Here is a 25,775-nt window from a genome sequence, read left to right on the forward strand (position 1 = left end):
GATTTCCAGTTCACAAAAAATGATATAAATTTCTAGTAGATTCAAATCATTACCAAATAAAGACAAAATATTCAAGCAAGGGAGGCCGGACAGAAACACCAGCATTTGTGCAGTTCAAAATCAGCTTATGTACTCATTCCATCAACCCAAATCAGGAGGGATTCCATGCTTTACACCATTATTGTGCCAGTCAACCAGGACTATAACATTTTGAACTTGTTCACAGATTCGCTGCTCCGGACGGTAAGTCCATCCACCCAGATTATTTTCATCAACGATGGTTCCGGCTCAGCAGTCTTTCAACATCTGGATAAACTGAAGCAAGAAGTAAGAGAAGGTGTGACCATCGAGATTCTTCAGCATGATTTTCCACTCGGTTGCGCCGTGTCGATTAATAGCGCACTGAGTCTAGCCAAGGGAGAGTACATTTTCTTCCTGGATTCTGACACCATTCTTCAACCGAACTGGCAACCGATGATGAAAGAGACACTGGATAGCGATATTACGATTGGCATGATTGGAGGGGTTCTGTTGTATCCGCAAACAGGAGGCGTGCAGCATTGCGGCATTGCTTTTGCGGACACCATCGGCCGACACCTGTTCCTGAACGCATCTCCTGATGATATCCCAAAAGAAACCTTCTCTGTTCAACTGGTGGTGTTCGCCATGTTTGGCATGAAGCGGGAGGTGTACGAGACCATCGGTAACCTCGATGAGAAATTCTTTAACGGGTACGAGGACTTTGATTATCAGATGCGGGCACGAGCTGCCGGATACGATACGGTCATTAACCCGAATATTCAGGCGTATCACTGGGAACGCAGTAGCGGCATTCACCGGAACTTCAACCGCAAGAATAATCTGGCACGCTTCTGGAAAAAGTGGGGCGGTCAAATCGAGGCTGATGTGTGGCCATTCGTTTTCAGTCATCTGAAAGCACAGCTAGAGAGTCAAGTTGAATACCAGCATCTGCCGATTGTTGGCATTGACCTTGCCGAGGTTCGCAGTGATGCGGATACATTCTGGACCAAGTTGGAGGAAGCTGACTTTGCCAATGTAGCCGAGGTACGCGACTATTCCAATCGCTTCAATTCCAACGGGGCCATCTGGCTGCCACAGGTACTGGGTAAAGAACTGATTCATAGTGAGAACCGGTTACTGTTTTTGGTAGACAATTTCGCCCGTTTATTAGAGAACCGCTACTGGATTGAGATGAGACATGCCCATCGAGCCAAGGATCTGATCATTGATCTGTATGGCAATGTGATCACGATGGATCGCATATACGATGGATGCTGGCCTGGAACCAAAGTTCGGTAATTCACTCACAACGAAAATAAACAGGGAGGTACTTAAGGTGAAAGAAAAAGAGAGCACGCTCGATCGTGCCGTAAGATTTACCCGTAATCTGGAGTGGTTGGAGCAAGTCGAAAAGGTAATTCCGAGCGGATGCAGCACTTTAGCCAAAGCACCTGAACGTTTATTTCCGGGGCATACACCCGTATGTTGTGCAGAGGCTTACAAATCCCGATTTACAGATATCGACGGTAATGAATGGCTGGATTGCGAAATGGCCATGGGTACGGCGTCTTGGGGCCATGCGAGGCATGAAGTCCAATTAACCGTCATTCACCAGCTGAAAAAAGGGACTAGCTTCTCGGTTCCGGCCGACATCGAGCTTGAATGCGCCGAGTTAATTCTGGAGCGGTTCGAGGGTCGTTATCCGTCGCTGCGCTTCACCAAGAGTGGTGCCGATGCAGTGAGTGGGGCCGTACGACTTGCTCGTGCCGCAAGTGGCAAAAGCAAGGTTATTGCGACGGCTTATCATGGGTGGCATGATTGGTCCGCATACGGCTATTATGGTGGCCAAACGAAAGAACGGGGCATTCCAGTGGATATCGAGCGTTCAACGATCTGGGTCAACAAACCTACTGCGGAGCGAATTGAGGCCCAGATTACCTCATCTCCCGAGGATATCGCATGTATTGTTTTATGTCCCAACGAGTGGAAAAGGGAGGCACTGGAGGAAGTCGTCAACCTATGCCGCTCTCTGGACATCATTATCATATTCGATGAAGTCACTTCCGGTATTCGAATGGGCAAACAGGCTACAGCAGGAGAATATGACATCTGGCCTGATCTGCTCTGTATCTCCAAAGGTATGGCGAACGGGTTACCGCTCGCAGCGGTTTTGGGGCCAGAGCACTTGATGTCTCTGTCGGGACAGGTCCGATTCAGCAATGCCCATTCCAGCGAAACAACAGCGCTCGCGGCAGCCATTGCCTGTGAACGATTAATGAAAAATGCGAAAGTGTGGCCGACTTGGCGTGATCCGGCAACCCGGATCATGGATCGTCTGGAATCTGAACTTGTATTACTCGGATTAACAGATCAATTGGAAGTGAAGGGGACGTATGCAAGCTTCTGCATTCAATCTCTGGCCGAGGAGAACTTTCAAACGGACCCTTTCCGCGAGTTCATGGTAAAGAGAATGGCTCACTTCGGCATCTTCACCAAAGGTTACTTGATTTTCTCAGATGCCCATACACGGGAAGAATTGCTGTGGGTCGAGGAAGCGCTGTTGCAGATCCTGTCAGACTGGAAAGAGATTCAGAAGCAGGAACATCTTCATGCGATGCAACTTTCGAAAACGTTTGAAGCTTAATCCATAGATCATAATCGACAATCGACTAGGAGGAATTATTCAATGAAAGCACTCGTATATCAGGATCTCAAACAGGTGACTTACCAGGAGATTGAGGAGCCAACCATTCAAAAGCCAAACCAGGTAAAAATTAAAATCTATGGTTCAGGCATCTGCGGTACAGATCTGAATATTGTCAAAGGCAAAGTGCCGGCGAATAAAGGAACGATCATTGGTCATGAAGGCGTAGGCACAGTGGTTGAGGTGGGCGAAGAAGTTCGTGGTTTCAAGATCGGTGATCGGGTATTGGTTGATCCCACGCAATCTTGCGGTACCTGCTCATACTGCCGTGAGGGTCTGTTCATCTACTGCGAGAATTTTGATGACTACCAAGTAGGGATGACGACACACGGAACCTTTGCTGAATATTTTGTTGGGGACGAAAAGTATATCTATGCTATCCCGGATTCCATGAGTTGGGAAACGGCCATGATGATCGAACCACTGGGATGTGTACTTCAGACGTTCATGAAAGCAGGGACTAAGCCAAGTGACTCTGTACTGGTCCTCGGTTCTGGAGCAATCGGTTCCCTGTGTCAGCTTGTTAGCAAACGATTGGCAAGGCTTACCGTAGGCACGGAAGTTGATCCATACCGCAAAGAGTTCGCTTCAGGGATCGCGGATCATGTGTTCTATCCTCAGGATCTGACACTGGATAAAGTATACGAGATCAATAATAACAAAAAGTTTGATATTGTAGTGGACGCGGTTGGTAACCAGCTTCATGTAGGGTTTGAGCTGATTGCCAAAGGCGGCAAAATTATTCCTATGGGATATGACGACAGCTATGAGGTGACGTTCAAATCAACAGCCGTGATTAATGATGGCATTAGTATCATCGGCGCGGTAGCTAATCACTCGATGATCAGTACGGCACTGAAATTTGCCCAAAGCATCCCGGAACTGGAACAGATGGTGACAGCCAAGGAACTGCTGAGTGATTATGAACAGGCCTTTAATGGAACGATTGGTTATGACATGCATACTGGAGAGAAGTTGCCGATGAATTCGGTCAAAACAGCTCTTATCCTATAAGCATGTAGACATTAGCAGGTTTGCCGCTGCGAAAAGTTGGAATTCGCAGCGGTAAAAACCGCAGAAGGAAGGGATATCGATTGAAATTGCTTCAAGATTTGCCGAAGAATCCACGCTACTCCATTTTACTCGAACCGGTATGGGCCATTCCGGGCACGATCGTTCTATTCTACGCTCCTTTATATATGAAGGAAGCCGGACTTTCGGACATAGAAATCGGTTTAATCAATTCGGTGAATCTTTATTTTGCCTTTATCTTTCAATTGTTTGCGGGTTCCATTACGAATAAGCTGGGCCGGAAACGAACAACGCTGATCTTTGATCTGCTTGCCTGGAGTGTTCCCATGTTCATCTGGGCATTCTCCCAGAACTTCTGGCTGTTCCTGATCGCTTATTTACTAAACGCAACATCCAAGTTTGTAACGGTCGCCTTTAACTGTCTGATCATAGAGGATGTGGAGGAACACAAACGATCCAAGGTGTTTGCCATTCTCAACATGATTATTACAGGGGCTGGGGTACTCACGCCGATTGCCGGAGTTGTCATTGCTGACTTTGGTATCGTGCCAACACTGGCCAGCATTTACTTTGTCGGGGGCATCCTCATGACCGCCATGTTTTTCATTCGTAACCGATATACGGATGAGACCGAGGTCGGCAAGGAACTTATGGGATTGCATAGTAAAACCCGCGTGCTTCAGAGCTTGGGTTCCAGTCTGCGCCTGTTCGGCAAATCGTTCTACAAACGGAGACTTTTTCCGATTATTCTGATCACGGTGTTGTCCAATCTAATCTTGCAGCTGAATTTCTTTCAGGTCATTTTCTTCAAGGAACAGTTGAAATTTGATGACCGTGTCATTTCGTTTATCCCAGTAGTGACTGCGGTAACCGTCATGCTGCTTTATCTGGTCATCATTCCGCGACTGAAACGGCGTTCGGAGGAAAAGTATGTTGGTTTTTCCATTGTGCTTAGCACGGCCGGAGCCATTCTGTTTCTATTGATCCCTGTGGGGAATATAGGAATGTTGTTTCTCACGCTAATCGTGCTCGCTGCGGGTAACTTCATTTTGCAGACGTACCGGGATTCCCTGTTGATGAACCGATTGGGTACGCATGAAAAAGCCGATATGTTCTCGGCCGTGCAGACAGTCATGACGCTTACAGCCATTCCATCCGGTTACCTGACAGGCCTGCTCTACCATCACAATCCAACGCTGTTGTTCAGTGTCATTCTTGGTCTATATATCGTACTCATGGTCATTATGTTCTTCCTGCCAGATCCGCAAAAGCACTCCCAAGTGCTGGAACCTTACAAAAATATGTAGAAAAAGGGGTTTACTGTATTTGAGGCGAATATGTAGTACAGAAAAAAACTAGAACTACCTCTAGAACATATTTTAACTTGGGAGGCTACTAACAAATGACTAACGTAATGACAACAGAAGCACGGAAGCAATGGAGTTGGATGAACGAGCCCGAAACCTGGTCCTATACGGATCAGGGAGGTGTGCTGGTGGAAGCGAAGGCGGACACCGACTTTTTCCAAGATCCAGCGGGGAAACACATTCGTGCAACTGCTCCTTTCTTGTCCATGCCTGTGCCTGGCGATTTCGAAATTACAACCCAATTAACCGTTGATATGAAAAATCAATATGATTCCGGATGCCTGATGGTGATGGCGGATGATCTTAACTGGTGCAAAATTTGTTTTGAATATGATGGAAAAGTGCCTACCATCGTGTCGGTGGTGACACGTGATGGTTCATCCGATGATTGCAATTCGGTGGAAGTCTCCGTACCTAATCCTTATCTGCGTATACGCAAAGTAGAGGACTGCATATCATTCTTTTATTCACCCGATGGGGATGAGTGGAAACTAATTCGTTATTTCGGCATGCCGATACAAGGGGAACTTCGAGCTGGATTAGTTGTACAATCGCCGACTGGAACGGGCTGTACGTGTCACTTTTTATCCGTGAACGTTACTCATCCGGACTTGACCGCACGTTTCTAATCCGCTCCCCTGGCCGATCATTGGAGGGAGAACAGGTTCATGGTAAAAGCATTTATATTTGATTTTGATGGACTCATTGTGGATACAGAGACGCCCTGGTATTATGCATTTCGCGATATTTATGAAGAGCACGGAGTAGAACTTGGTCTGGAGCTTTGGTCGAAAAATGTGGGGACATCCTTTGAGGAGTTTCATCCATTTCTGTATCTGGAGCAGGCGCTCCAAAAAAAGATAGATCATGATCATATCAAACTTCTCTCTGAACAGAAATACGAAGTCTATTTGGGACAGGCAGCCATTCTTCCAGGGGTGTATGAATTGCTTCAGTCTGTGAGGGAGAAGGGGATTCAACTTGCGGTTGCTTCCAGCTCCACACGGGACTGGGTGCATGGTTACTTGCAGAAATTAGGCATTTTCGATTATTTCACAGTCGTTCATACATCCGAGGATGTGAAGCGAGTGAAACCGGATCCTGAACTGTACCTTCTTGCTCTCCAGAGTCTTGGGATCGAGGCTTCCGAAGCAATTGTGTTCGAAGACTCACCTAATGGCTTGAAGGCAGCCAATGCTGCAGGTATTCGTTGCATCATCGTGCCTAACGAGGTAACGCGTGGTCTGGAATTCGCCATGCATGAACTGCGGTTATCCTCGCTGGCCGAGATTGATATGGAGGCGCTTTAATCCAGATACTGCTTGCGTAGCTCGATAGGGGAGATCCCTTCGTATTTTTTAAACACTGATCCAAAGTAACTGGCACTATTGAAACCAACGGCTTTGGCTATTTCATGAGCGGTAGTAGCGTTATTTTCGATGAGCATTTCCTTGGCTTTCAACAATCGATATCGCATCAGATACTCCAGTGGAGTCATTTGAAATTCTTTTTTGAATATCCGATTGAGGTGCTGCTCGGTAACATCCATCTGCTCAGCCAACATGGGGAGAGAAATATCCTGATGATAATTTTCTTTGATAAAAGTAATGAGTTCATCCAATCTTAATCGGGCATCAGAACGTTCGTAAGCACTATAGCGTTCACCTTCAATGGTTAATCTGACCAAAAGCATGTACAGTAATGCGGAGACGTGCCAGATCTGATCCTTGTGCCGGGACTGCAGCGCCAACGTAATTTCACGCAACAGGATATGAAGCATTCCATCCGGCTTGAAGGCGCGCAGCTCCCCGATCTGCAAGGAATGCAAGAACCGTGGCAACAAATAGCCATTGAAAGACAGACAATCAAATCGTAATGAATCACTCAGATTGTGGTAACGGTAGGTTACCTCCGGGAACAAAATGAGAGCGGTCCCTTTTTTGATCGAAAATTCATGATTCTTTGCTGCGATTCGCCCTGTTCCTCCGATGCACTGTACAATGCTGTAATCCCGTGAATGGTCGCTCCAATTCATCAATTCATCAACGGTCAACTGGTTTTGCCCTGTAATCATGAGCGGCATATCGGTATCCAGCGGATTCCCCATGCTAGGTTTCGGCATCGTTGTGTTATTCCTCTTTTCGTTAAAGGATCATGTGCGTAAGTGGCGTGGTTACAGAGTTAAAAGAAACCTAGAAAGAATTATATTACATAAATGGAATAATTTTAATTGAATGACGGGCAATATATAAAACGTTTTCATATAAATGCTTCAACAATTATTTATTGGATGAATGAGTATGAACTGTAGTCTGATCAGCCTCTATTTATGGATCCCAAAGTATGCCTGCCTTGCCAACAGAATGCGAAACGGTATACGCTATAACGAATGAGTGATTAAAGAAAGGAATGCAAACATGAAGAAAGTCATCGTAGTTGGATCGGGTATTCTGGGGGCATCAACAGCCTATCAATTAGCCAAACATGGCGCAGAGGTCATCATCATAGATCGAAAAGATATAGGACAGGCGACGGATGCAGCTGCTGGGATCATCTGTCCATGGCTGTCACAGCGACGTAATCAGGACTGGTATCAGCTCGCCAAGGCTGGTGCGCGGTTCTATCCGGGCATCATAGCGGAGCTTAAAGCCGAAGGAGAAACGGAAACCGGTTATGCTCAAGTGGGCGCGCTTAGTATTCATACGGATGTGGACAAAATCAACAAGATGGAAGAGCGGGCCCATCTTCGCAAAGCAGATGCACCGGAGATTGGCGACATTACACCTCTTGATGCCAAAGAAACCCGTGATCGTTTTCCTCTACTGGATGAACGTTATCAATCGGTACATATCAGCGGTGCTGCACGTATAGATGGAAGGGCGCTGCGCGATGCCTTGATCCGGTCTGCACAGCGAAATGGAGCGGAAGTGATCCATGGAGACGCCACGCTTCAATTCAAAGCGGATCGGGTCATTGGTGTGAATGTTAATGATCAGAGTTTCTTGGCAGATGAAGTCGTTGTCTGTGCAGGTGCATGGGCCAACGAACTGCTGAAGCCACTAGGCATACACTTTAAAGTGCATTATCAAAAGGCGCAGATTATGCATTTACATGTGACGGATGAGGAGAATACAGGCCGTTGGCCTGTAATTATGCCCCCGTCTGACCAATATCTCCTGGCCTTTGATCAACAGAAGATTGTCATTGGAGCCACTCATGAAAATGATGTGGAGGGTTATGATACAAGAGTCACTGCAGGGGGCATGCAGGAAGTTTTGAATAAAGGTCTGGAACTGGCGCCGGGGCTAGCCAATAGCACATTCCAGGAAGTAAGAGTTGGGTTCCGTCCGTTTACACCTGGCTTTCTGCCAGTAATGGGGGCTGTCCCAGGGTGGCAAGGTCTGATTACCGCGAATGGACTTGGTGCCTCTGGATTGACCATGGGTCCTTTTATCGGGAGTCAACTGGCGAAACTAGCTCTCGGCATGGAGCTGGATATCGATATTGAGCCCTATACTGTTGGCAAAGCAATGGATGATATTAAAAGAGGTGAGTCATGACATATTCACAACGTTTATCCGATGGAGCGAACTTGTCCGACATCATATATCTGGAGCATCAGATCGGTACGACAAAAGAAGAATTGCGAATCGCTTTGGAGAAACAAAAAACATACGAACGCGAATTGTCAGAATTGAAGTCATCAACAATCGGTAATGCATCGATAGACGGTTCGGACGAGCAAGTCTTAATGGAGAAGGCAAGCCAAACGAGGAACTTGATTGAAACCCTGTCTGAACAACTGGAGCAACTACAGGAAACATTGACGAAACTAGGCGATTAATCGGCTCATATCTCGTTTTTTCTGAAACCCTGACACTTAAATATACGCTGTGTATACACAAAAACCCCTTATTTAAGGGGTTTTTGTGATTTAGTTCAAATGGTTTATACCATTAAATGAACGTATGGTATAAAATGGATGTGGGTGCTGAACTGTCAATTCAGGTACCCATGTAACCAATCACGAAACAATGCTGAGAGGTGGATTCCAAATGTATAAAGAAGTGATACGTGTTGAGGACATCACGGGGTTTCAGTCCAGGTCTGAAGAGTTTTTCCCACTGCACTGGTTTCGAAAAATGCTGTCCGAGCATCCTGTCTACTATCACGAAGATACAGATACCTGGAATGTGTTCAGATACAATGATGTGAAGCAGGTCCTCAGCAATCATGAGTATTTTTCAGCCGAAGGAACTCGAACGACCATTGCGGTGGGAGCGAAGAATAACGAAGGCACACCTCCGGACAAATTAAACATTTCAAGTATCGATCCGCCCCGTCATCAAAAAAGTCGTTCGTTGTTATCCGCTGCTTTTACACCACGTAGTCTGAAAAACTGGGAGCCACGAATTCGCAACATTGCAGAGCAGCTGGTAGCAGATATTGAGCCAAATACGACCATTGATATTGTTCAAGCGTTGGCTGCTCCGCTGCCTTCGATGGTTATGGCTGATCTGCTCGGCATCCCTCTCACAGACAGTCATCGCTTCAAGAACTGGGTAGATATTCTGTTTCAACCTACCAATCCGAAGACTGCTGAAGAGAGTGAACTGAAAAAACAAATTGCAGCGCAAGAGTACTATCAATTCCTGTATCCTATTGTAGTTCATAAACGGACTCATCCTGGTGAGGATATCATTACCGATCTGTTGAACGTTGATGTTGAGGGGGAGAAGTTCACGGAGGATGAGGTTGTTCGCACGACCATGCTTCTGCTTGGAGCCGGTATAGAGACAACGAGCCATATGGTATCCAATACATTTTATTCCTTCCTGTACGATGACCCGAGTCTGTATGAAGAACTTAGACAGAATCCGGAGTTGGTACCGCTAGCAGTGGAAGAAATGCTTCGTTATCGGTTCCACAATGCCAAACGACATCGGACAGTGAAGCAGGATAACCAACTGCTCGGAGTGGATTTGAAAAAAGGAGATGTCGTCATCTCTTGGATGAGTGCAGCCAATATGGATGAACAGATGTTTGAAAACCCGTTTGAGTTAAATATTCATCGTCATAATAATAAAAGACATCTTACCTTTGGCAATGGCCCACACTTTTGTCTGGGTGCCCCGCTGGCAAGAATGGAACTCAGCATTGCCTTGACTGCATTTGTTGAGAAGATTGCTCGAATTGAACCGGTGGAGTCCTTTGATCTGGAGAATAGTCTGGCCACTTCAGCTCCGGGACAGTCATTGACCCATCTGCCAGTGAAGATTGTCGGCTAAGGTAATGAGCTTCATCATTGGACAACCTAAAAAGCGGCAGATCAGACGTGAACGTCTTGATCTGCCGCTTTGTTATACAAGCAATTATAAGGCTGGACACCTTAATTTGAATTCATGGAAACTTTTTGTCTTACAACCTGTTTGATTTCTTCCTCTTTGGCTTGTTTGGTACGTTTAATAAAGAAGGAAAGGACCAATCCCACAACAGCGATACCGATGATAACGACATAAGCATCATTTATACCCTGGATCATGGATTCTGTAGCAAGCTGTTTTTGACTGAGACCATTGGCTGCACCAGTTGCCATCATATCCTGTACGTGTGCCGTTGTACGGGAGGTCATGACACTTACGAGCAATGAAGTACCTACAGCGCCAGCCACTTGTCTGACGGTGTTGGAGATAGCTGTACCGTGTGCACCAAGTCTTGGTGGCAGTTGGTTAAGCCCCGCAGTCTGAATCGGCATCATGAGCAAAGCCATACCAATCCGGCGGCCGGTAGACATTAATACCAGGTAACCATAACTGGTTGAATCTGTTAAGTCGATGAAACCAATTGTCGTTACGATGGTGATCACCATCCCGATAACAGCAAGCCATTTCGCACCAAATCGGTCAAACAATTTTCCGGCTACTGGCATCAGGAAGCCCATGACAAGCGCACCCGGCAGAAGTAATAATCCGGACTCCAGTGCAGTGTAACCACGTGCGTTCTGGAGATACAAGGGAAGCAACATCATGTCAGCATACATGATCATTGTAATCGCGATACTGATGACCGTTGTCAGGGAGAACATGTTGTATTTGAAAGCCCGCAGATCAAGCAGCGGAGTTTCGGAAACGAGCTGACGCCATGTAAACAGGGCAAGAGAAACAATTCCAGCCGCAATACAGATAAGAACTTCTGTACTTGACCATCCCAGACTTCCTGCTCTGCTGAAACCATAGAGCAATGCGCCAAATCCGATCGTGGAGAGCACCACACTGATTGTGTCGAACTTGGTGTTGACCCGTTCGGATACATTCTTCAGGTATACAAACGCAAAAGCAATGACAATAAGAGTTAATGGAATCATGCCGTAGAACATCGTTTGCCAAGAGTAGTTCTCAAGGATATAACCGGCAAGGGTAGGCCCGATTGCAGGGGCAAAAATGATGGCAAAACCAACCATACCCATCGCAGATCCTCGTTTTTCAGGGGCAAACAAGGTCAAAATAACGTGCATCAAGAGCGGCATGATAATACCGGCACCCGCTGCCTGAATCATACGTCCTGTCAGCAATGTGCCAAAGTTATTTGCAAGAGCGGATACGATGGTACCAATCAGGAAAATAAACATGGAAGCTTGGAATAATTGCTTGGTTGAAAAGCGTTGCATGAAGTAGGCCGTAATGGGGATAAGCACCCCGTTCACCAGCATGTAACCTGTCGTTAACCATTGTGCGGTTGCGGCGGAGATGTTAAAATCACCCATCAGTTCGGGTGTAGCGACACTCATGATCGTTTGATTCAACGTTGCAAGGAAGGCTCCCAAAATCATGATAAACAGGATGGGACCTTTCTTTACGGATAATTCATCTTGTATTCTAGCCTGACTCAATCCTTTTCATCCTTTCAATCCACGCGTGACTAAATTTACAACGTGTTGTATAGTTTACATTGTATTTATTGAATTATATACATATTCGGACAGATTACAATTTACGTTATGACGTGTTTTCGTCGTTTATTTTACAAATAAAATGAATTTGTTGTGTAAATCAAAAATAAACGACTGATTGTTTTAAATTGTAATGTTTAAAATTTGATGGGAGGGATACACGTGAAAAATGAGAAGAAATCAGCCGTGGACCCAAGAATATTGCGAACGCGTCAGTTAATTCGAGGTGCATTTGTTGAATTGCTGCAGGAAATGGATATTGAGAAGTTGTCAGTGAACAAAATTGCCGAACGAGCGACGATCAATCGGGTAACCTTCTACCTGCACTATCGTGATATTACGGATATGATGGAGAAGATGGCCGATGAGATGATCGAGCATATTGAACGGATCGTGGTTGAATATGCTCCTCATTTTGAGAAGCAAAGGACGGAAGAGGCTTGGCCTGTTCTGGTCAAGTTACTGGAGCATTTTGCAGAGAACGCCTCGTTCTATCAGGTGGTACTTGCCACAAAGCGCACACCCATTTTCACAGAACGACTCCTGAAACTGTTAAGTACCTTGGTCAAAGCCAAGATAGATCGAGCCGAAATGGAAGATGTTCTGGAGGATTCCGGCATTCACAAGGAAATTGCCATCTGGTATGGTTCGTCTGCTCTAATCGGTACCATTGTGGCTTGGTTGCGTAATGATATGCCATATTCCCCTCATTTCCTGGCTAAACAATTCTCGTTGATTCGCTCGTACTCTTATAATGACCTGATATAATCATGCTACAATTGCACCTAACGTTAATAGAGGAGGGATAATGTAATGAAATATAGTGCAGAACTCGTCGGTGAGATTTCTTTGTTCGAGATCATACTGGATTCTACTCCTAAATGGATCGTTGGTTATGTGACGGATACTCTGCTGTGGATATACTATAAGCAAGATGTTTTACTATTTAATATACAAGTTGGACTATATATTTAAACGTAACGGAGAGGACAGAAAAAACATATGGCTACTATACTCGTTGCAGACGACGATGCAAACATTCGTGAACTCGTCTGTCTATTTCTCAAAAACGATGGATTCACCACAGTGGAAGCTGCGGATGGTAAGGAAGCTCTCACTATATATGGCGAAACTCCAGTGGATCTGGTCGTCCTTGATATTATGATGCCTGTCATGGATGGTTGGGCACTGTGCAAAGAACTCCGAAGAGCCAATCCCGACCTCCCGTTACTCATGCTGACGGCGAGAGGAGAGACTTGGGAGAAGGTGAAAGGATTCGAACTGGGTACGGATGATTATTTGACCAAACCGTTTGATCCATTAGAGCTGACCGCTCGTGTCCGAGCATTACTGAAACGATACAAAATCGGCTCCACACACACAATCCAGTTTGGCAACGTCATTCTGGACCGTCAGACGTATAAGGTGATGAGAGGCACGGAGTCGCTTACGTTACCACTTAAGGAGTTCGAATTGCTGTATAAGCTTGCTGGAACACCAGGACAAGTCTATACACGTGAGCAATTAATCGATCAGATATGGGGTATTGATTACGCGGGAGATGATCGAACAATAGACGTACATATTAAGCGCCTGCGCGAACGATTCGCGACGACACCTGATTTTCGGATTGAAACGGTGCGTGGGCTAGGGTACAGACTTGAGGTCTATGAATGATCAGATCATTATACATTCGTGTGGTGCTCACCTTTCTGATCTCTGTCATCGCTGGTACAGTTATTTCTTTTTTTATGTCAACCTGGATATTCGAAGATAAATTGAACGAAAATGCCCGAATTAACATACGCAACTTTGGCCAGGACGTTGTGCAGATTTATAAGACGCTGCCTGCTGATGAAGCAGAATCATTTGTTAGTCGAATGAAACAACTTGATTCGTATCATATTCGAATTTATGATGCAACGGGCAATTTCCAGTCTTATGGGAAGCTTAACGAACATAAATCATCCCCCGTATCGACGGATCAACTCAAGAAGGTGTTAAACGGAGGGGTTGTACAGGACACACCTAAAGGTATTGCTACCGTTCTTTTGGGGCTACCGATCAAGACGGAAACGGGTACAAGAGCGATGTTTCTAGAAACACTCTCACCGCCCTCAGCCTCTTTTGTGGTCCAGTTTGGCTTGATTTTTGCAAGCTGTTCCTTGATTGTAGGAAGTTTGTTGATTGTGGTTGCTTCTGTATATCTGGTTAGACCGATCAAAAAATTGACCAAAGCGACCAAACGGATTGCAGCTGGAGATTTCAACGTCAAGCTGAACATTAAACAAACGACGGAGATTGGTACGTTGGCCCGCAGCTTTGAAGAAATGATGTATGATCTTCAGCAGTTGGAGCAGATGCGCAGGGAATTCGTTACCAATGTTTCGCACGAGGTTCAATCTCCGCTCACCTCGATATCCGGTTACGCTTCGGCACTGAAGCAAGTAAATCTCTCAGAGCAAGAACGAAACCGTTACTTGGATATTATCATCTCTGAAGCAAAACGAATGTCCAAAATGAGCGATAGCCTGCTCAAGCTGAGTTTACTTGAATCGCAGTCACAGCAACTACGGCTCACCACCTTAAGCCTTGATGAACAGATCAGGCGGGTCATTGTGGCGCTTCAGCCGCAATGGTCTGGGCGCAACATTCATTTCGAGCTTGATTTGGAGAATGTGAAGGTAACGGCTGATCACGATCAGTTAAATCAGGTATGGACAAACATCATCGGAAATAGCATCAAGTTTTCCGAGGATGGCGGTATGATTAAAGTCAGTATCGAAGAGGACTCCAAAAATGTGACTGTTCGAATATCCGACACGGGCATTGGAATTCCCCTGGAAGATCAGAAGCGTATATTCGACCGTTTTTTCAAGGCAGATCGTTCCCACAGCCGCAAATATGACGGGAGTGGCATGGGACTTGCTATCGTTAAACAGATCGTGTCCCTTCATCAGGGTGACATCCGAGTGGAAAGCGAACCTGGTCAAGGCACGACCTTTATGATCACGTTGCCCATACATCCACCAACGGATAGTTAGGCTCACAGGATAGGGTCAATGAATAGAATATCCATCGGATTATCTAAACCGAATGTTCTTGTCCTATGTAACATGCAAGCTTCCTTGTATGTTACATAGGACATTTTTTTTTGCTTGTTCATACTCCGTTCATATTCCGGTCATGGGGAGTACATCTTTCTTGATTAGGATTTCTTAAGCAGCCTACCAGGCTAATATACAGATGAGGATAGGAGCAGATGAATGTGAATCAACAAACAGACAAAGAAGTTCAGAGTAAAAGCAAAACCAAAAAAGTGTTAAGCATTTTGTTTAAAGTACTATGCGCAATCATTTTAGCAATTTTACTTTTTGTAGCTACCGTATATACCGTCAATAAAATCAGCAGTTATTCGGAGCAAAAAAGAATGGAGCCTTATGGTCAACATGTATCCGTGGATGGGAAAAATATGAATGTGTTCATTCAAGGCGAAGGCGAGGAAACGATTGTGCTTCTGCCTGGTTTTGGAACAGCGTCACCTGCACTTGATTTTAAGCCCCTTATCTCGGAGCTAGCCCCATATTATAAAGTCGTCGTGGTTGAACCTTTTGGTTATGGATTAAGTGATCAGACCGAAAGGGAACGCAGTACGGCAAATATCGTCAGTGAAATCCACGAAGCGTTACAGAGTCTACATATTGATCGTTATATCTTGATGGGTCATTCCATTTCGGGAATCTATAGTCTGGATTATGTGAACAAATATGCAGATGAAGTAAGTGCATACGTTGGGCTGGACACCAGTGTTCCAGCGATTAGTGAACAGAAGGTTGAAGCATCAGAAATCGTACCGATTCAATGGTACCGTAACTTGGGTTTCCCGCGTTTGCAATTGAAATTGAGTGATGATCCATATGCTGGGCTCCCGTATGATGAACAAACCAAAGAACAATTGAACATTTTGATACAAAAGAACATGTTTAATTCAACTCAATTAAACGAGATTGTAAGCATGTATTCCAATTTTAAAGCAGCTGAACAGTTAACGTTCCCAGTCGATCTCCCGATTCTTTTCTTTGTTCAAAAGAATCATCCTGCAGTGGACAATTGGGTTCCCGAACATGAGAAGTTAATAGAGAACTCTGCGCGTGGTGAAGTGGTGCTACTGGAAGCAAATCATTATCTATACCGTTCCCATGCCAAAGAAATCGCTGAAAAATTCAGGGGGTTTATGACGCAACGGTAAATATTAATTAGCTTGTTCATATTCAGTTCATATTGACGTCACGGGGAGTACATCTTCCTTGGATAAGATTTCATTAACGGCAATGAAGCAAGTCCAATAAGCGGTTCAAGACAGGAGAAGATCAGCGTGACACAACCAGAAGGAAAGAAAGCCAAGAATAGTACCAGGGCCAAGAAGGTACGAAATATTATACTTAAAATACTAGGAGCAATCTTAATTGCCATTGTTCTATTTCTGGGTATTGTTTATATCACAAATGTAATCAGCAGTAATTCTGAGGCGAAAAAGATCGAGTCTTACGGTCAGCATGTATCTGTAGACGGGAAAAATATGAATGTGCTCATTCAGGGTGAAGGCAAGGAAACGATTGTGTTTCTGCCCGGTTATGGAACAGCAACACCAGTGCTTGATTTCAAGTTGCTTATTGATGAATTATCTCCATATTACAAAGTGGTTGCTGTTGAGCCATTCGGTTATGGATTAAGTGATGAAACTGAAAAAGAAAGAACCACAGAGAATATCGTAAGTGAAATTCATGAAGCTCTGCAACAACTGGATATTCAGCATTACATGCTCATGGGTCACTCCATTGCGGGCATTTACGGCATTGATTATGTGAACAAATATCCGGATGAGGTAACTGCTTTTGTCGGTATTGATAGCAGTGTATCCACCCAACCAAGTATTACAGATGCAAAGTTCCCATTAAAAACATTCGCTTTCCTCAGAAATACAGGTCTCTTAAGATTAATGATGAAAGTGGGTGCAGACCCCTATGAGGGACTTGCGTTCGATGAACAGACGGTTGAGCAAATGAGAATGATCTCGAATAAAAACATGTATAATCCCACGTCATTAAACGAGATGGAACATATTTATTCCAATTTTAAAGGTGCACAAGGTTTAAGCTTCCCTAAAGATCTTCCACTTCTTCTCTTTGTACAAGCGAATAATGAAGGTGTAGAAGGATGGATACCGCTGCATGAAGGGCAGATCAAAGATTCGGTACATGGGAAAGTGATTACAATGGATGGTTCACATTATTTACATCACACTCAATTCAAAAAAATTGCTGAAGACTTTAGAGCTTTTATGAACGAAGCGAAGTAATTATGGTGTAGACGTACACTCTTTAACTTAACAAGGTGCATGAACGAATATGAGAAACCGTCCTGAGAGGCTGTTTTTCCATAATACGATAAATTTGGCCGTTGCCGTGATGAGAGAGAGGAATTCAAATGAGATTATTTGAGATACTGTTAGTTCTATCCTGTTTCGCTTTACTCGTAGACCTACTATTTATAAAAAGAAGTGCAAAGAAAGTAGGCTTGGGTTTGGGTATAGGAAGTAGCGTTATATTATTAGTTCAATTGTTTGTTGAGGGATACAGATGGCAGTTGCTTTTGGTATATATCATGACGGCTCTATTCATAATCATCGTTTTATTCAGACATTCCGAAAAGATGATGAATCTTAAAATAGGGAAGTTCTTGAAATATAGTTTATCTTCCTTAATCGTTATTCTGCTGGTTGGTTCTACTGCCTTGTCTGCATACTTACCTGTCTTTAATTTGCCGAAGCCGGATGGTCCAGAGAAAGTGGGTACTCAAACCTTTCATTTTACAGATCAGAACAGAGATGAAGTCTTCACTGAAGATCAAAGTGATAAGAGGGAACTCATGGTTCAAGTTTGGTACCCTACTGAAAATAGGAATAATATCAAGCGTGACACGCTGTTTCCAAAAGATAAAGAGAGGTTCAAAAAGTATATTCAGAGCTTCTCTGCTTCTTTAAAACTGCCCGAATTTGTGCTCGACTACTGGAAATATAGTCAAACCAACTCTTATGAAAATGTAGAAATATTACCTTCTACAAGTCCTTATCCCTTGGTACTGCTATCTCATGGCATGGGAACCAGTAGAGTTCTACAAGCATCACAGGCGGAGAATCTGGCCAGTCATGGGTTTATCGTGGTCACCATCGATCATACGTATAGCACCTTTGCTACCCTTTTTCCAGATGGCCGTGTAACGGACTATAAAAAAAGTACGACTACACTAGATGAACGTACAAAAACAGGGGATATATGGACGAAAGACGTGGAATTTGTAATCGATCAAATCGAAAAGCTGAATTCAGGTGCAATCGAAAGTCAATTTAAAGGGAAGATCGATCTAGATCACATCGGCGCGATGGGGCATTCTTTTGGGGGTGCAACTGCGTTTAATGCAACGTATTTAGATCAGAGAATCAAGGCCGGGGTTAATATGGATGGGTCACTATATGAAGTGGAAAATAGAGATGATATAAATAAGCCGTTTATGTTCATCCGATCGGGAAATTTTGAAGACTGGTTAGCCAATTTTGAAGCGGATAGAAATTCCGATGATGAAGTAACTAAATTTCTTTCAGATGAGCTGCACATTATGAAAAATGTTATCAATCATGGGGGAAATGTGATTTATATAGAAGGAACCCAGCACTTCAATTTCACGGACCTTCAGTTCTATTCGGAGCTGGTTAAACTGTCCGGGATCACAGGAGACATCAATGGTAAAAGAGGATCAAACATCGTAAATCAATATGTACTCGATTTCTTTAACAAGCAGCTGAAAGGAACGGGTGGAAATCTGATTCAGGGACCGAGCGACATGTATCCAGAAGTGAAATTTATAGATCCTAAGGAACTTTAAACGACCAAAACACTTAAAATTCAGGAGATGATGTGAATGGGACGACAAAAGAGAAAACGCACTTCAATCGCCATGTTCACTATGGCATTAATGATGTTAGCTCCAATGTCTGCAATGGCCGCGCCTGCTACAAGTAGCAGTGATTTTACGTATGAAGCAACCAAGAAAACGGTGATGGAGAAAGCCGAGTTACTCACCGAGAAACATGGAATTACAAGCCTGCAATATGCCCTTATCGATGGTGGCGAGATTGTGGTGTCCGGTCAGACGGGTAAAAACGATAAAAACAACAAGGTACCTCTTACGTCGGATACGATCTATGGCATAGGATCAACGAGTAAAATGTTCCTCACAGCTTCTGTAATGAAGTTAGTTGACGAAGGCAAGGTGGATTTGGATCTGCCTGTTGTGAACTATATACCTGATTTTCAGATGAAAGATCATCGCTACAAACAAATCACACCACGCATGCTGTTGAATCATTCTTCCGGTCTGCTAGGCAGCACGGGCAGCAATGCCACATTGTACGGGGATAATGATACGTACTCACATGATACGTTTCTAGAGCAATTGGCGAGTCAAAACCTGAAGGCAGATCCCGGAGCGTTCTCGGTGTATAGTAACGATGGGTTTACGTTATCCGAGATTATGGTTGAACGTGTTAGCGGCATGAGTTTTACAGCTTTTATACACCAATATATTACGGAACCTTTGGACATGAAACATACCAAAACACCACAGGATGTGGTTGACACGGCAGCAATGGCGGGAATCTATTCTCCTATGTATGAGGGTCAGCTTCCACAAGAGAATTATAATGTTATCGCTACTGGCGGCATATATTCTACCGCTGAAGATCTTGCGAAGTTTTCACAAATCTTCACGGGAGAGGTCCAAGGCATTCTTACCGATAAGTCTGTAGAAGCCATAGCGCAAGAAGAGTACAAAAAAGGCATGTGGCCAGAGGATGGGGATACGTCTATATCTTATGGTTTAGGGTGGGATAGTGTAAATCTGTACCCATTCAGTGAATATGGTATCAAGGCAGTAACAAAAGGTGGAGATACCATATCATATCATTCATCATTAGTCGTACTGCCGGAATACAATCTGGCTGCAGCCGTTACCTCATCAGGTGGGACAAGTGCCAAAGATCAGTTCATTGCGAGTGAATTATTACTCAGCGCACTTGAGGAAAAGGGGATTATTACAGAACGGAAGCCGGAAAAATCGTTTGGTGTGCCTGTGAAGGCAGATATACCTAAAGAAATAGCCACGAATGCAGGTATATATGGAGGCAATAATTCGGTTAAGAAGATCGAAATGAATACTGCTGGACAAATGACTGTATCCACACCCGCAGCTCCAAGTGATTCGGCTCAAAAATACACCTATGCAGCGGATGGTACTTTTGTTAACGATGAGGGCACGGAAAAGTTGAAATTTGTTAAGGAGAAGAATGGAAGGACTTATCTGTGGTATCGATCTTATATATCCTTACCAGGACTTGGACAATTGGCTTTCTCCGAATATAAAATGGAGAAACTGGGAGCCAATGAATTATCCCAGGATATTACGGCCTCATGGGAGCAGCGTGAAGGTAAGAAATATTACCTGGTGAATGAGAAATATACATCAACGGTTTATCTCAATTCGACACCAATTCTCCCGATTCATTTGGACAAAGAGACCCCGGGATATATATCCAATATTAAGATTATTGGAGCAAACGAAGCAGTCACGGAGCTGCAAATCCCTGGCCTGGCTGGACGTGATACAAAGGAGATTTATTTTGCTGAAAAGAACGGAGTAGAGTACATTACAGCCGTTGGTAGCATATACGCCAGTGAGAAAATGGTACAACCACTCTATTCGGGTAAACAATCTCTAGTAACGATTCAAGCAGATGGATATGCCAGATGGTATTCGATACCAGCAACGGTGAAAGGAAAAGTCATGACGGTTAAAATGCCTGCAACTGGCGCCTTTGCTGTATATGATCAGAAGGGTGTTTGTATTAATCACACCGTAGTCAGCGGTAAGAATGAGGTTGTTTTACCAGAAAACGGCCGCATTGTATTTGCAGGTGACGTGGATTCCACATTTGAAATTTCATTAAAATAGATGAATTCTAAAAAGGTAGCATGTTTAATGAAACTAAGAAGGCAGCCGATCAAAGTAATCGGCTGCCTTTGTTATATGGGAGCAGCGGGACTTGTTAATGGGATTATGCAAAGAAGAAGATGTATTTATAGTAGAACAGAGTGATTTCAACCAATGAGGTAAGCATGATTTAGAATTCTTCGCTCTTGCTCTTGAAGAATTATTCTTTTTTAGGAGAGTGGAAACGATGCCTACGATATTAGTTGCTGACGACGATGCGAACATTCGCAAACTCGTCTGTTTATTTTTGCGCAACGACGGATTTACAACCATCAACGCCGTAGACGGAAAGGAAGCCCTGGCTATCTATACCTCCACGCCAGTCGATTTGGTTATTCTTGATATTATGATGCCAGTCATGGACGGTTGGGCATTATGCGAGGAACTTCGAAGAGCCAATCCGGATCTTCCGTTACTCATGTTGACGGCAAGAAACGAGACCTGGGAGAAAGTACAAGCATTTCAGCTAGGGACAGATGACTATATGACGAAGCCATTCGATCCGCTTGAGTTAATGGCTCGCGTGAAGGCACTGTTGAAACGATACCGTATAGGTTTAACGCAGACCATCCAATTAGGAAACGTTATTCTGAACCGGCAGACTTATAAGGTCCAGAGCGGTACAGAGTCGTTCACCTTGCCGCTTAAAGAGTTCGAATTATTGTATAAACTTGCTGGATTACCGGGACAAGTCTATACGCGGGAGCAATTAATCGATCAAGTTTGGGGAATTAATTATACTGGTGATGATCGAACGATAGACGTGCATATTAAACGTCTACGCGAACGTTTTGCCGATATCTCCGATTTTCGTATCGAAACGGTGCGGGGACTTGGTTACCGGCTAGAGGTGCAGGAGTGACCGGCTCCCTCTATACACGTGTAGTCCTGACCTTTCTGGTCTCCGTGATCGGGGGCACAATCCTTTCTTTTCTTGCTACAACCTGGATATTTCAAGATAAATTAAACGAAAACTTACAAGGCTCCTTGCTTGACTTTGGCCAGGATATCGTCCGCATCTACGAGACATTGCCTCTACGCGAAGCAGAAATGTTTATAAGTGAAATGAAACAACTTAACTCTTACCACATTCGAATCTATAAAGCTACGGGTCAGTTTCAATCCTATGGAGAACTTAAAGGACAACATCCTTTCCTAGTAACTACAGAACAAGTAAAGAAAGTGCTGGATGGGGAAAGGGTCCAAGTTAATGGAATCGATACGATCTTCTTGGGATTGCCGACAAAAACTGAAATAGGAAGCATAGCCATGTTTGTAGAGCCCCTCACTTCCTCTTCCACCTCATTTCTTATCAAGTTTGTTGTAACCTTTTTGATTTGTTCCTTGTTAGCAGGAAGCCTATTGATACTAATTGCGGCTATTTTTCTGGTAAGACCGATCAAAAAATTGACAGAAGCGACCCGGCTTATAGCTGCTGGAGATTTCAACGTTAAGCTTAATATTAAACAAAAGGGTGAGATAGGTACTTTGGCTCGCAGCTTTGAAGAGATGATGCACGATTTAAAGCAGCTTGAGCAGATGCGCAGGGAATTCGTAGCAAACGTGTCCCATGAAGTTCAGTCTCCGCTTACTTCCATTTCCGGTTTTGCTATAGCGCTCAAGCAGGTAGACCTCCCGGATGACGAAAGAAGCGATTATCTCGACATTATCATCACTGAAACTGCACGAATGTCCAAAATAAGTGATAGTCTGCTAAAGCTGAGTTTGCTTGAATCTCAATCATTGCAAATGCGGCTCGCCACGCTCAGTCTGGATGAACAGATCAGACGAGTAATTGTTGCTATTCAACCCCAATGGTCGGCCCGTAACATTCAGATCGATCTTGATTTGCAGCCCACCCAAATCACGGCCGATTATGACCAGTTAAATCAGGTGTGGATCAATATCTTCGGCAATGCCATCAAATTTTCCGAAGATGGTGCCCGAATTAACGTCACGATCAAACAGAATATCAAGAACGTGGCGATCCGCATATCGGATTCGGGTATTGGTATTCTCCCGGAAGACCAAAAGCGTATATTTGACCGATTCTTTAAAGCTGATCGTTCCCACAGTCAGAAATATGAAGGAAGCGGTATGGGACTAGCTATTGTAAAGCAGATCGTCTCGCTTCATCAAGGGGACATCCGGGTGGAGAGCGAATATGGACGAGGAACGACCTTCATAGTCATCTTGCCAATCACAACACCCACAGAGTGATTGGATTTCATGCCTTCACTAGGCTATGACACCCTGTATAAACCTCCTTGCGTATGATGATGCAAACTTTTTTTGCCTGTTCATCCTCCGTTCATGTTGCAGTCATTAGGGGGACATCTTGGTTTGTTATATTGTCTTTAGCGCCCACGTTATGGTGGCTTAACACAATGATGAAGACAGGAGTAGATGCAAGAATGAAACCAAGAGAGGTAACAAAACTGAAGATGAGTGTGAGGAGAGCAAGAAAGAGAAATACTATAGCTGCTGTGACTCTCATGCTGACGATACTTGCCCCAATGTCTGCAATGGCCGCACCGGCTGCCATGAATAACAGCATTAACCTTACGTATGAGACAACAAAGAAAACCGTAATCGAAAAAGCTAAGTTGCTGACTGAAACGTACGGTACGACGAGTCTGCAATATGCGCTCATTGATGGTGGAGAGATTACGGTGTCCGGTCAAACGGGCAAGAACGATCTAAACGACAAGGTACCTCTTACTTCGAACACAATCTATGGCATTGGTTCAACCAGTAAAATGATGCTTACAGCCGCTGTAATGAAGCTGGTTGATGAAGGCAAGATCGATTTGGATGTGCCTGTTGTGAACTATATGCCTGATTTTACAATGAAAGATAAACGATACAAACAGATTACACCCCGTATGTTGCTGAATCATTCGGCCGGGCTTTTCGGAACCTCTGTCGGTAGTGCTATACTTTATGGGGACAATGATACCTATGCACATGATACCTTTTTGGATCAATTGGCGACCCAGAATCTGATGGCAATGCCAGGTGCGTATTCGGTGTACTCTAACGATGGATTTACATTAGCTGAAATTCTGGTTGAGAGAGTCACTGGTATGAGCTTTACGGCATTTATACACAAAAATTTTACAGAGCCTCTGAAAATGAATCATACCAAAACACCACAGGATATAGTTAATACGGGAGAAATGGCGGGAATCTACTCTCCTGTGTATAAGGGGCAGCTTCCACGCGAGAATTATAATATCATAGCTTCAGGAGGCTTATATTCCACCGCTAAGGATCTGGTGAAATTTTCGCAAATTTTCACAGGAGAGGTCAAAGGGATTCTTTCCAACAAGTCGGTAGAAGCCATGGAGCAAAAAGAATACAGAAGAGGCATGTGGCCAGAGGATAGTGATTCTTCTATGTCTTACGGATTAGGGTGGGATAGTGTGGACTTGTTCCCATTCAGTGACTACGGCATCAAGGCTGTTACGAAAGGTGGAGATACGTTATCTTATCATTCTTCACTCGTCGTACTTCCGGAATACAACATGGCTGCAGCCGTGATCTCTTCAGGCGGAGCAAGCATAACCAATCAATTCATTGCGAGTGAGTTATTACTTAGCGCACTTGAAGAAAAGGGCATTATTAAAGAACGGAAACCGGAAAAATCATTTGGTGTACCTGTGAAGGCAGATATGCCTAAAGAAATCTCCAAGTTTGCAGGGAATTATGGTGGCAATAATTCAGTTACGAAGATCAAAATAAATAAGGCAGGACAAATGACGCTCTCCTCTCTCTCGGCTCCAAGTAATCCGGTTCAAGAATACACCTATACATCAGATGGTACTTTTGTGAGTGATGATGGTACAGAAAAGTTGAAATTCGTTGTGGAGAAAAATGGGAATACCTACCTGTGGTCTCGATCTTATATCTCCGTTCCAGGACTCGGACAGGTGGCTCTCTCAGAATATAATGCGGAGAAGCTCAAAGCCAATACATTACCCAAGGAGATTAACGCTGCATGGTCAAAGCGTGATGGTAAAAAATATTATCTGGTGAATGCGAAATACACATCCATGCTCTATCTTAATGCTACATCGATCCTGCCTATTCAATTGAATAAAGAGAATCCAGGGTATATGTCCAATAATAAAATTATTGGAGCAGGCGAAGCAGCCAATCTATTGCAGATTCCGGGTAGTGCCGGACGAGAACCGATGGACATTCATTTCTCCAAGAAGAACGGAGGAGAGTATCTTACATTTTCAGGTTATGTATTCGCCAGTGAGGGATTGGTAAAACCAATCTATTCCGGTAAACAATCCGCAACAACCATTCAAGCAGATGGATATGCCAAATGGTTTTCGGTACCCGCTACTGCGAAAGGAAAAGTCATGACAGTGAAGTTACCTGCAAAAGGAGCCTTTGCTATCTATGATCAGAACGGAATTTGTATTAATCACAGCGTGGTTAGCGGTAAGAATGTTGTTGTTTTACCCGAAAACGGCCGTATTGTATTTGCTGGTGAGGCTGGTTCTCTATTTGAAATTTCATTAAAAAAGTAAGATGAATGGAGTTTCAAACAGTTCGACAACAATCTAACTCAACAGGAGAGAAC

General features: G+C 44.1%; 22 protein-coding genes. 20 read left to right on the plus strand and 2 right to left on the minus strand.

Annotation, left to right across the window (positions count from 1 at the left end; genetic code table 11):
• The first annotated feature begins 165 nt into the window (after positions 1–165).
• From F0220_RS14090 to F0220_RS14115, 6 genes are all read left to right on the plus strand, one after another.
• Positions 166–1,320 carry a glycosyltransferase family 2 protein gene (locus F0220_RS14090; protein ID WP_091016536.1) on the plus strand — a complete coding sequence of 385 codons (1,155 nt, stop codon included), beginning with the start codon at positions 166–168 and terminating at the stop codon, positions 1,318–1,320.
• Between the two features lie 37 nt (positions 1,321–1,357).
• Positions 1,358–2,665, plus strand: coding sequence for an aminotransferase class III-fold pyridoxal phosphate-dependent enzyme (locus F0220_RS14095; RefSeq protein WP_091016535.1), 1,308 nt, complete (start codon positions 1,358–1,360; stop codon positions 2,663–2,665).
• A 42-nt stretch (positions 2,666–2,707) separates the two neighbouring features.
• Positions 2,708–3,739: a zinc-dependent alcohol dehydrogenase gene (locus F0220_RS14100; RefSeq protein WP_091016533.1), complete on the plus strand. Its 1,032-nt coding sequence runs from the start codon at positions 2,708–2,710 to the stop codon at positions 3,737–3,739.
• Positions 3,740–3,819: 80 nt separating this feature from the next.
• Entirely contained in the window at positions 3,820–5,064 is a 1,245-nt protein-coding gene (locus F0220_RS14105; protein ID WP_091030860.1) for an MFS transporter, read from the plus strand.
• Between the two features lie 95 nt (positions 5,065–5,159).
• The gene (locus F0220_RS14110; protein ID WP_149846595.1) at positions 5,160–5,753 is read left to right on the plus strand and encodes a DUF1349 domain-containing protein; all 594 of its coding nucleotides are present in this window, start codon (positions 5,160–5,162) and stop codon (positions 5,751–5,753) included.
• Positions 5,754–5,792: 39 nt separating this feature from the next.
• Positions 5,793–6,434 (plus strand): HAD family hydrolase, encoded by a 642-nt coding sequence (locus F0220_RS14115; RefSeq protein ID WP_149846596.1) that lies wholly within the window; start codon positions 5,793–5,795, stop codon positions 6,432–6,434.
• Here the strand turns inward: F0220_RS14115 and F0220_RS14120 are convergent.
• Positions 6,431–7,246, minus strand: coding sequence for an AraC family transcriptional regulator (locus F0220_RS14120; RefSeq protein ID WP_149846597.1), 816 nt, complete (start codon positions 7,244–7,246; stop codon positions 6,431–6,433). The two genes, F0220_RS14115 and F0220_RS14120, sit on opposite strands and share 4 nt — an antisense overlap.
• A 295-nt stretch (positions 7,247–7,541) precedes the next feature.
• Between F0220_RS14120 and F0220_RS14125 the strand changes: the two genes are divergently transcribed.
• The 3 genes from F0220_RS14125 (at position 7,542) to F0220_RS14135 (ending at position 10,412) form a co-directional block, all read left to right on the plus strand.
• Complete coding sequence (locus F0220_RS14125; RefSeq protein WP_149846598.1) at positions 7,542–8,684, plus strand: NAD(P)/FAD-dependent oxidoreductase; 1,143 nt, start codon at positions 7,542–7,544, stop codon at positions 8,682–8,684.
• The gene (locus F0220_RS14130; protein ID WP_149846599.1) at positions 8,681–8,968 is read left to right on the plus strand and encodes a hypothetical protein; all 288 of its coding nucleotides are present in this window, start codon (positions 8,681–8,683) and stop codon (positions 8,966–8,968) included. The genes F0220_RS14125 and F0220_RS14130 overlap by 4 nt, the downstream gene beginning before the upstream one ends.
• A gap of 211 nt (positions 8,969–9,179) precedes the next feature.
• A complete protein-coding gene (locus tag F0220_RS14135; protein WP_149846600.1) occupies positions 9,180–10,412 on the plus strand; it encodes a cytochrome P450 in 1,233 nt (410 codons plus the stop codon).
• Positions 10,413–10,513: 101 nt separating this feature from the next.
• On the opposite strand, the gene F0220_RS14140 is transcribed toward F0220_RS14135, so the two are convergent.
• The gene (locus F0220_RS14140) at positions 10,514–11,953 is read right to left on the minus strand and encodes a DHA2 family efflux MFS transporter permease subunit (protein ID WP_149846913.1); all 1,440 of its coding nucleotides are present in this window, start codon (positions 11,951–11,953) and stop codon (positions 10,514–10,516) included.
• Positions 11,954–12,235: 282 nt separating this feature from the next.
• On the opposite strand from F0220_RS14140, the gene F0220_RS14145 reads away from it, so the two are divergent.
• The 11 genes from F0220_RS14145 (at position 12,236) to F0220_RS14195 (ending at position 25,722) form a co-directional block, all read left to right on the plus strand.
• Positions 12,236–12,841 carry a TetR/AcrR family transcriptional regulator gene (locus F0220_RS14145; RefSeq protein WP_105598614.1) on the plus strand — a complete coding sequence of 202 codons (606 nt, stop codon included), beginning with the start codon at positions 12,236–12,238 and terminating at the stop codon, positions 12,839–12,841.
• A 45-nt stretch (positions 12,842–12,886) separates the two neighbouring features.
• The gene (locus F0220_RS32880; RefSeq protein ID WP_223199943.1) at positions 12,887–13,048 is read left to right on the plus strand and encodes a hypothetical protein; all 162 of its coding nucleotides are present in this window, start codon (positions 12,887–12,889) and stop codon (positions 13,046–13,048) included.
• A 27-nt stretch (positions 13,049–13,075) separates the two neighbouring features.
• Positions 13,076–13,750, plus strand: a complete 675-nt coding sequence (locus F0220_RS14155; protein ID WP_017688634.1) for a response regulator transcription factor — start codon at positions 13,076–13,078, stop codon at positions 13,748–13,750.
• The gene (locus tag F0220_RS14160) at positions 13,747–15,117 is read left to right on the plus strand and encodes a sensor histidine kinase (RefSeq protein ID WP_149846601.1); all 1,371 of its coding nucleotides are present in this window, start codon (positions 13,747–13,749) and stop codon (positions 15,115–15,117) included. The genes F0220_RS14155 and F0220_RS14160 overlap by 4 nt, the downstream gene beginning before the upstream one ends.
• 218 nt (positions 15,118–15,335) lie before the next feature.
• Positions 15,336–16,322: an alpha/beta hydrolase gene (locus F0220_RS14165; protein ID WP_149846602.1), complete on the plus strand. Its 987-nt coding sequence runs from the start codon at positions 15,336–15,338 to the stop codon at positions 16,320–16,322.
• A gap of 126 nt (positions 16,323–16,448) precedes the next feature.
• Complete coding sequence (locus F0220_RS14170; protein ID WP_149846603.1) at positions 16,449–17,432, plus strand: alpha/beta hydrolase; 984 nt, start codon at positions 16,449–16,451, stop codon at positions 17,430–17,432.
• 128 nt (positions 17,433–17,560) lie between these two features.
• A complete protein-coding gene (locus F0220_RS14175; protein WP_149846604.1) occupies positions 17,561–19,015 on the plus strand; it encodes an alpha/beta hydrolase family protein in 1,455 nt (484 codons plus the stop codon).
• 36 nt (positions 19,016–19,051) lie between these two features.
• Positions 19,052–21,139, plus strand: coding sequence for a serine hydrolase domain-containing protein (locus tag F0220_RS14180; RefSeq protein WP_149846605.1), 2,088 nt, complete (start codon positions 19,052–19,054; stop codon positions 21,137–21,139).
• A gap of 226 nt (positions 21,140–21,365) precedes the next feature.
• Positions 21,366–22,040 (plus strand): response regulator transcription factor, encoded by a 675-nt coding sequence (locus F0220_RS14185; RefSeq protein ID WP_149846606.1) that lies wholly within the window; start codon positions 21,366–21,368, stop codon positions 22,038–22,040.
• Positions 22,037–23,398, plus strand: a complete 1,362-nt coding sequence (locus F0220_RS14190) for a sensor histidine kinase (protein ID WP_149846607.1) — start codon at positions 22,037–22,039, stop codon at positions 23,396–23,398. The genes F0220_RS14185 and F0220_RS14190 overlap by 4 nt, the downstream gene beginning before the upstream one ends.
• A gap of 194 nt (positions 23,399–23,592) precedes the next feature.
• Complete coding sequence (locus F0220_RS14195; RefSeq protein ID WP_149846914.1) at positions 23,593–25,722, plus strand: serine hydrolase domain-containing protein; 2,130 nt, start codon at positions 23,593–23,595, stop codon at positions 25,720–25,722.
• Positions 25,723–25,775 lie beyond the last annotated feature (53 nt).

The sequence above is a fragment of the Paenibacillus sp. 37 genome, assembly GCF_008386395.1.
In the GTDB taxonomy this organism is placed as follows: domain Bacteria; phylum Bacillota; class Bacilli; order Paenibacillales; family Paenibacillaceae; genus Paenibacillus; species Paenibacillus amylolyticus_B.

Bases quoted from the DNA above. Each gene is read 5' to 3' on its own strand.
- F0220_RS14090 (WP_091016536.1), top strand. From the start codon at position 166: ATGCTTTACACCATTATTGTGCCAGTCAACCAGGACTATAACATTTTG.
- F0220_RS14100 (WP_091016533.1), top strand. From the start codon at position 2,708: ATGAAAGCACTCGTATATCAGGATCTCAAACAGGTGACTTACCAGGAG.
- F0220_RS14110 (WP_149846595.1), top strand. From the start codon at position 5,160: ATGACTAACGTAATGACAACAGAAGCACGGAAGCAATGGAGTTGGATG.
- F0220_RS14115 (WP_149846596.1), top strand. From the start codon at position 5,793: ATGGTAAAAGCATTTATATTTGATTTTGATGGACTCATTGTGGATACA.
- F0220_RS14120 (WP_149846597.1), bottom strand. From the start codon at position 7,246: ATGCCGAAACCTAGCATGGGGAATCCGCTGGATACCGATATGCCGCTC.
- F0220_RS14125 (WP_149846598.1), top strand. From the start codon at position 7,542: ATGAAGAAAGTCATCGTAGTTGGATCGGGTATTCTGGGGGCATCAACA.
- F0220_RS14130 (WP_149846599.1), top strand. From the start codon at position 8,681: ATGACATATTCACAACGTTTATCCGATGGAGCGAACTTGTCCGACATC.
- F0220_RS14135 (WP_149846600.1), top strand. From the start codon at position 9,180: ATGTATAAAGAAGTGATACGTGTTGAGGACATCACGGGGTTTCAGTCC.
- F0220_RS14140 (WP_149846913.1), bottom strand. From the start codon at position 11,953: ATGATTTTGGGAGCCTTCCTTGCAACGTTGAATCAAACGATCATGAGT.
- F0220_RS32880 (WP_223199943.1), top strand. From the start codon at position 12,887: ATGAAATATAGTGCAGAACTCGTCGGTGAGATTTCTTTGTTCGAGATC.
- F0220_RS14155 (WP_017688634.1), top strand. From the start codon at position 13,076: ATGGCTACTATACTCGTTGCAGACGACGATGCAAACATTCGTGAACTC.
- F0220_RS14160 (WP_149846601.1), top strand. From the start codon at position 13,747: ATGATCAGATCATTATACATTCGTGTGGTGCTCACCTTTCTGATCTCT.
- F0220_RS14165 (WP_149846602.1), top strand. From the start codon at position 15,336: ATGAATGTGAATCAACAAACAGACAAAGAAGTTCAGAGTAAAAGCAAA.
- F0220_RS14175 (WP_149846604.1), top strand. From the start codon at position 17,561: ATGAGATTATTTGAGATACTGTTAGTTCTATCCTGTTTCGCTTTACTC.
- F0220_RS14180 (WP_149846605.1), top strand. From the start codon at position 19,052: ATGGGACGACAAAAGAGAAAACGCACTTCAATCGCCATGTTCACTATG.
- F0220_RS14185 (WP_149846606.1), top strand. From the start codon at position 21,366: ATGCCTACGATATTAGTTGCTGACGACGATGCGAACATTCGCAAACTC.
- F0220_RS14195 (WP_149846914.1), top strand. From the start codon at position 23,593: ATGAAACCAAGAGAGGTAACAAAACTGAAGATGAGTGTGAGGAGAGCA.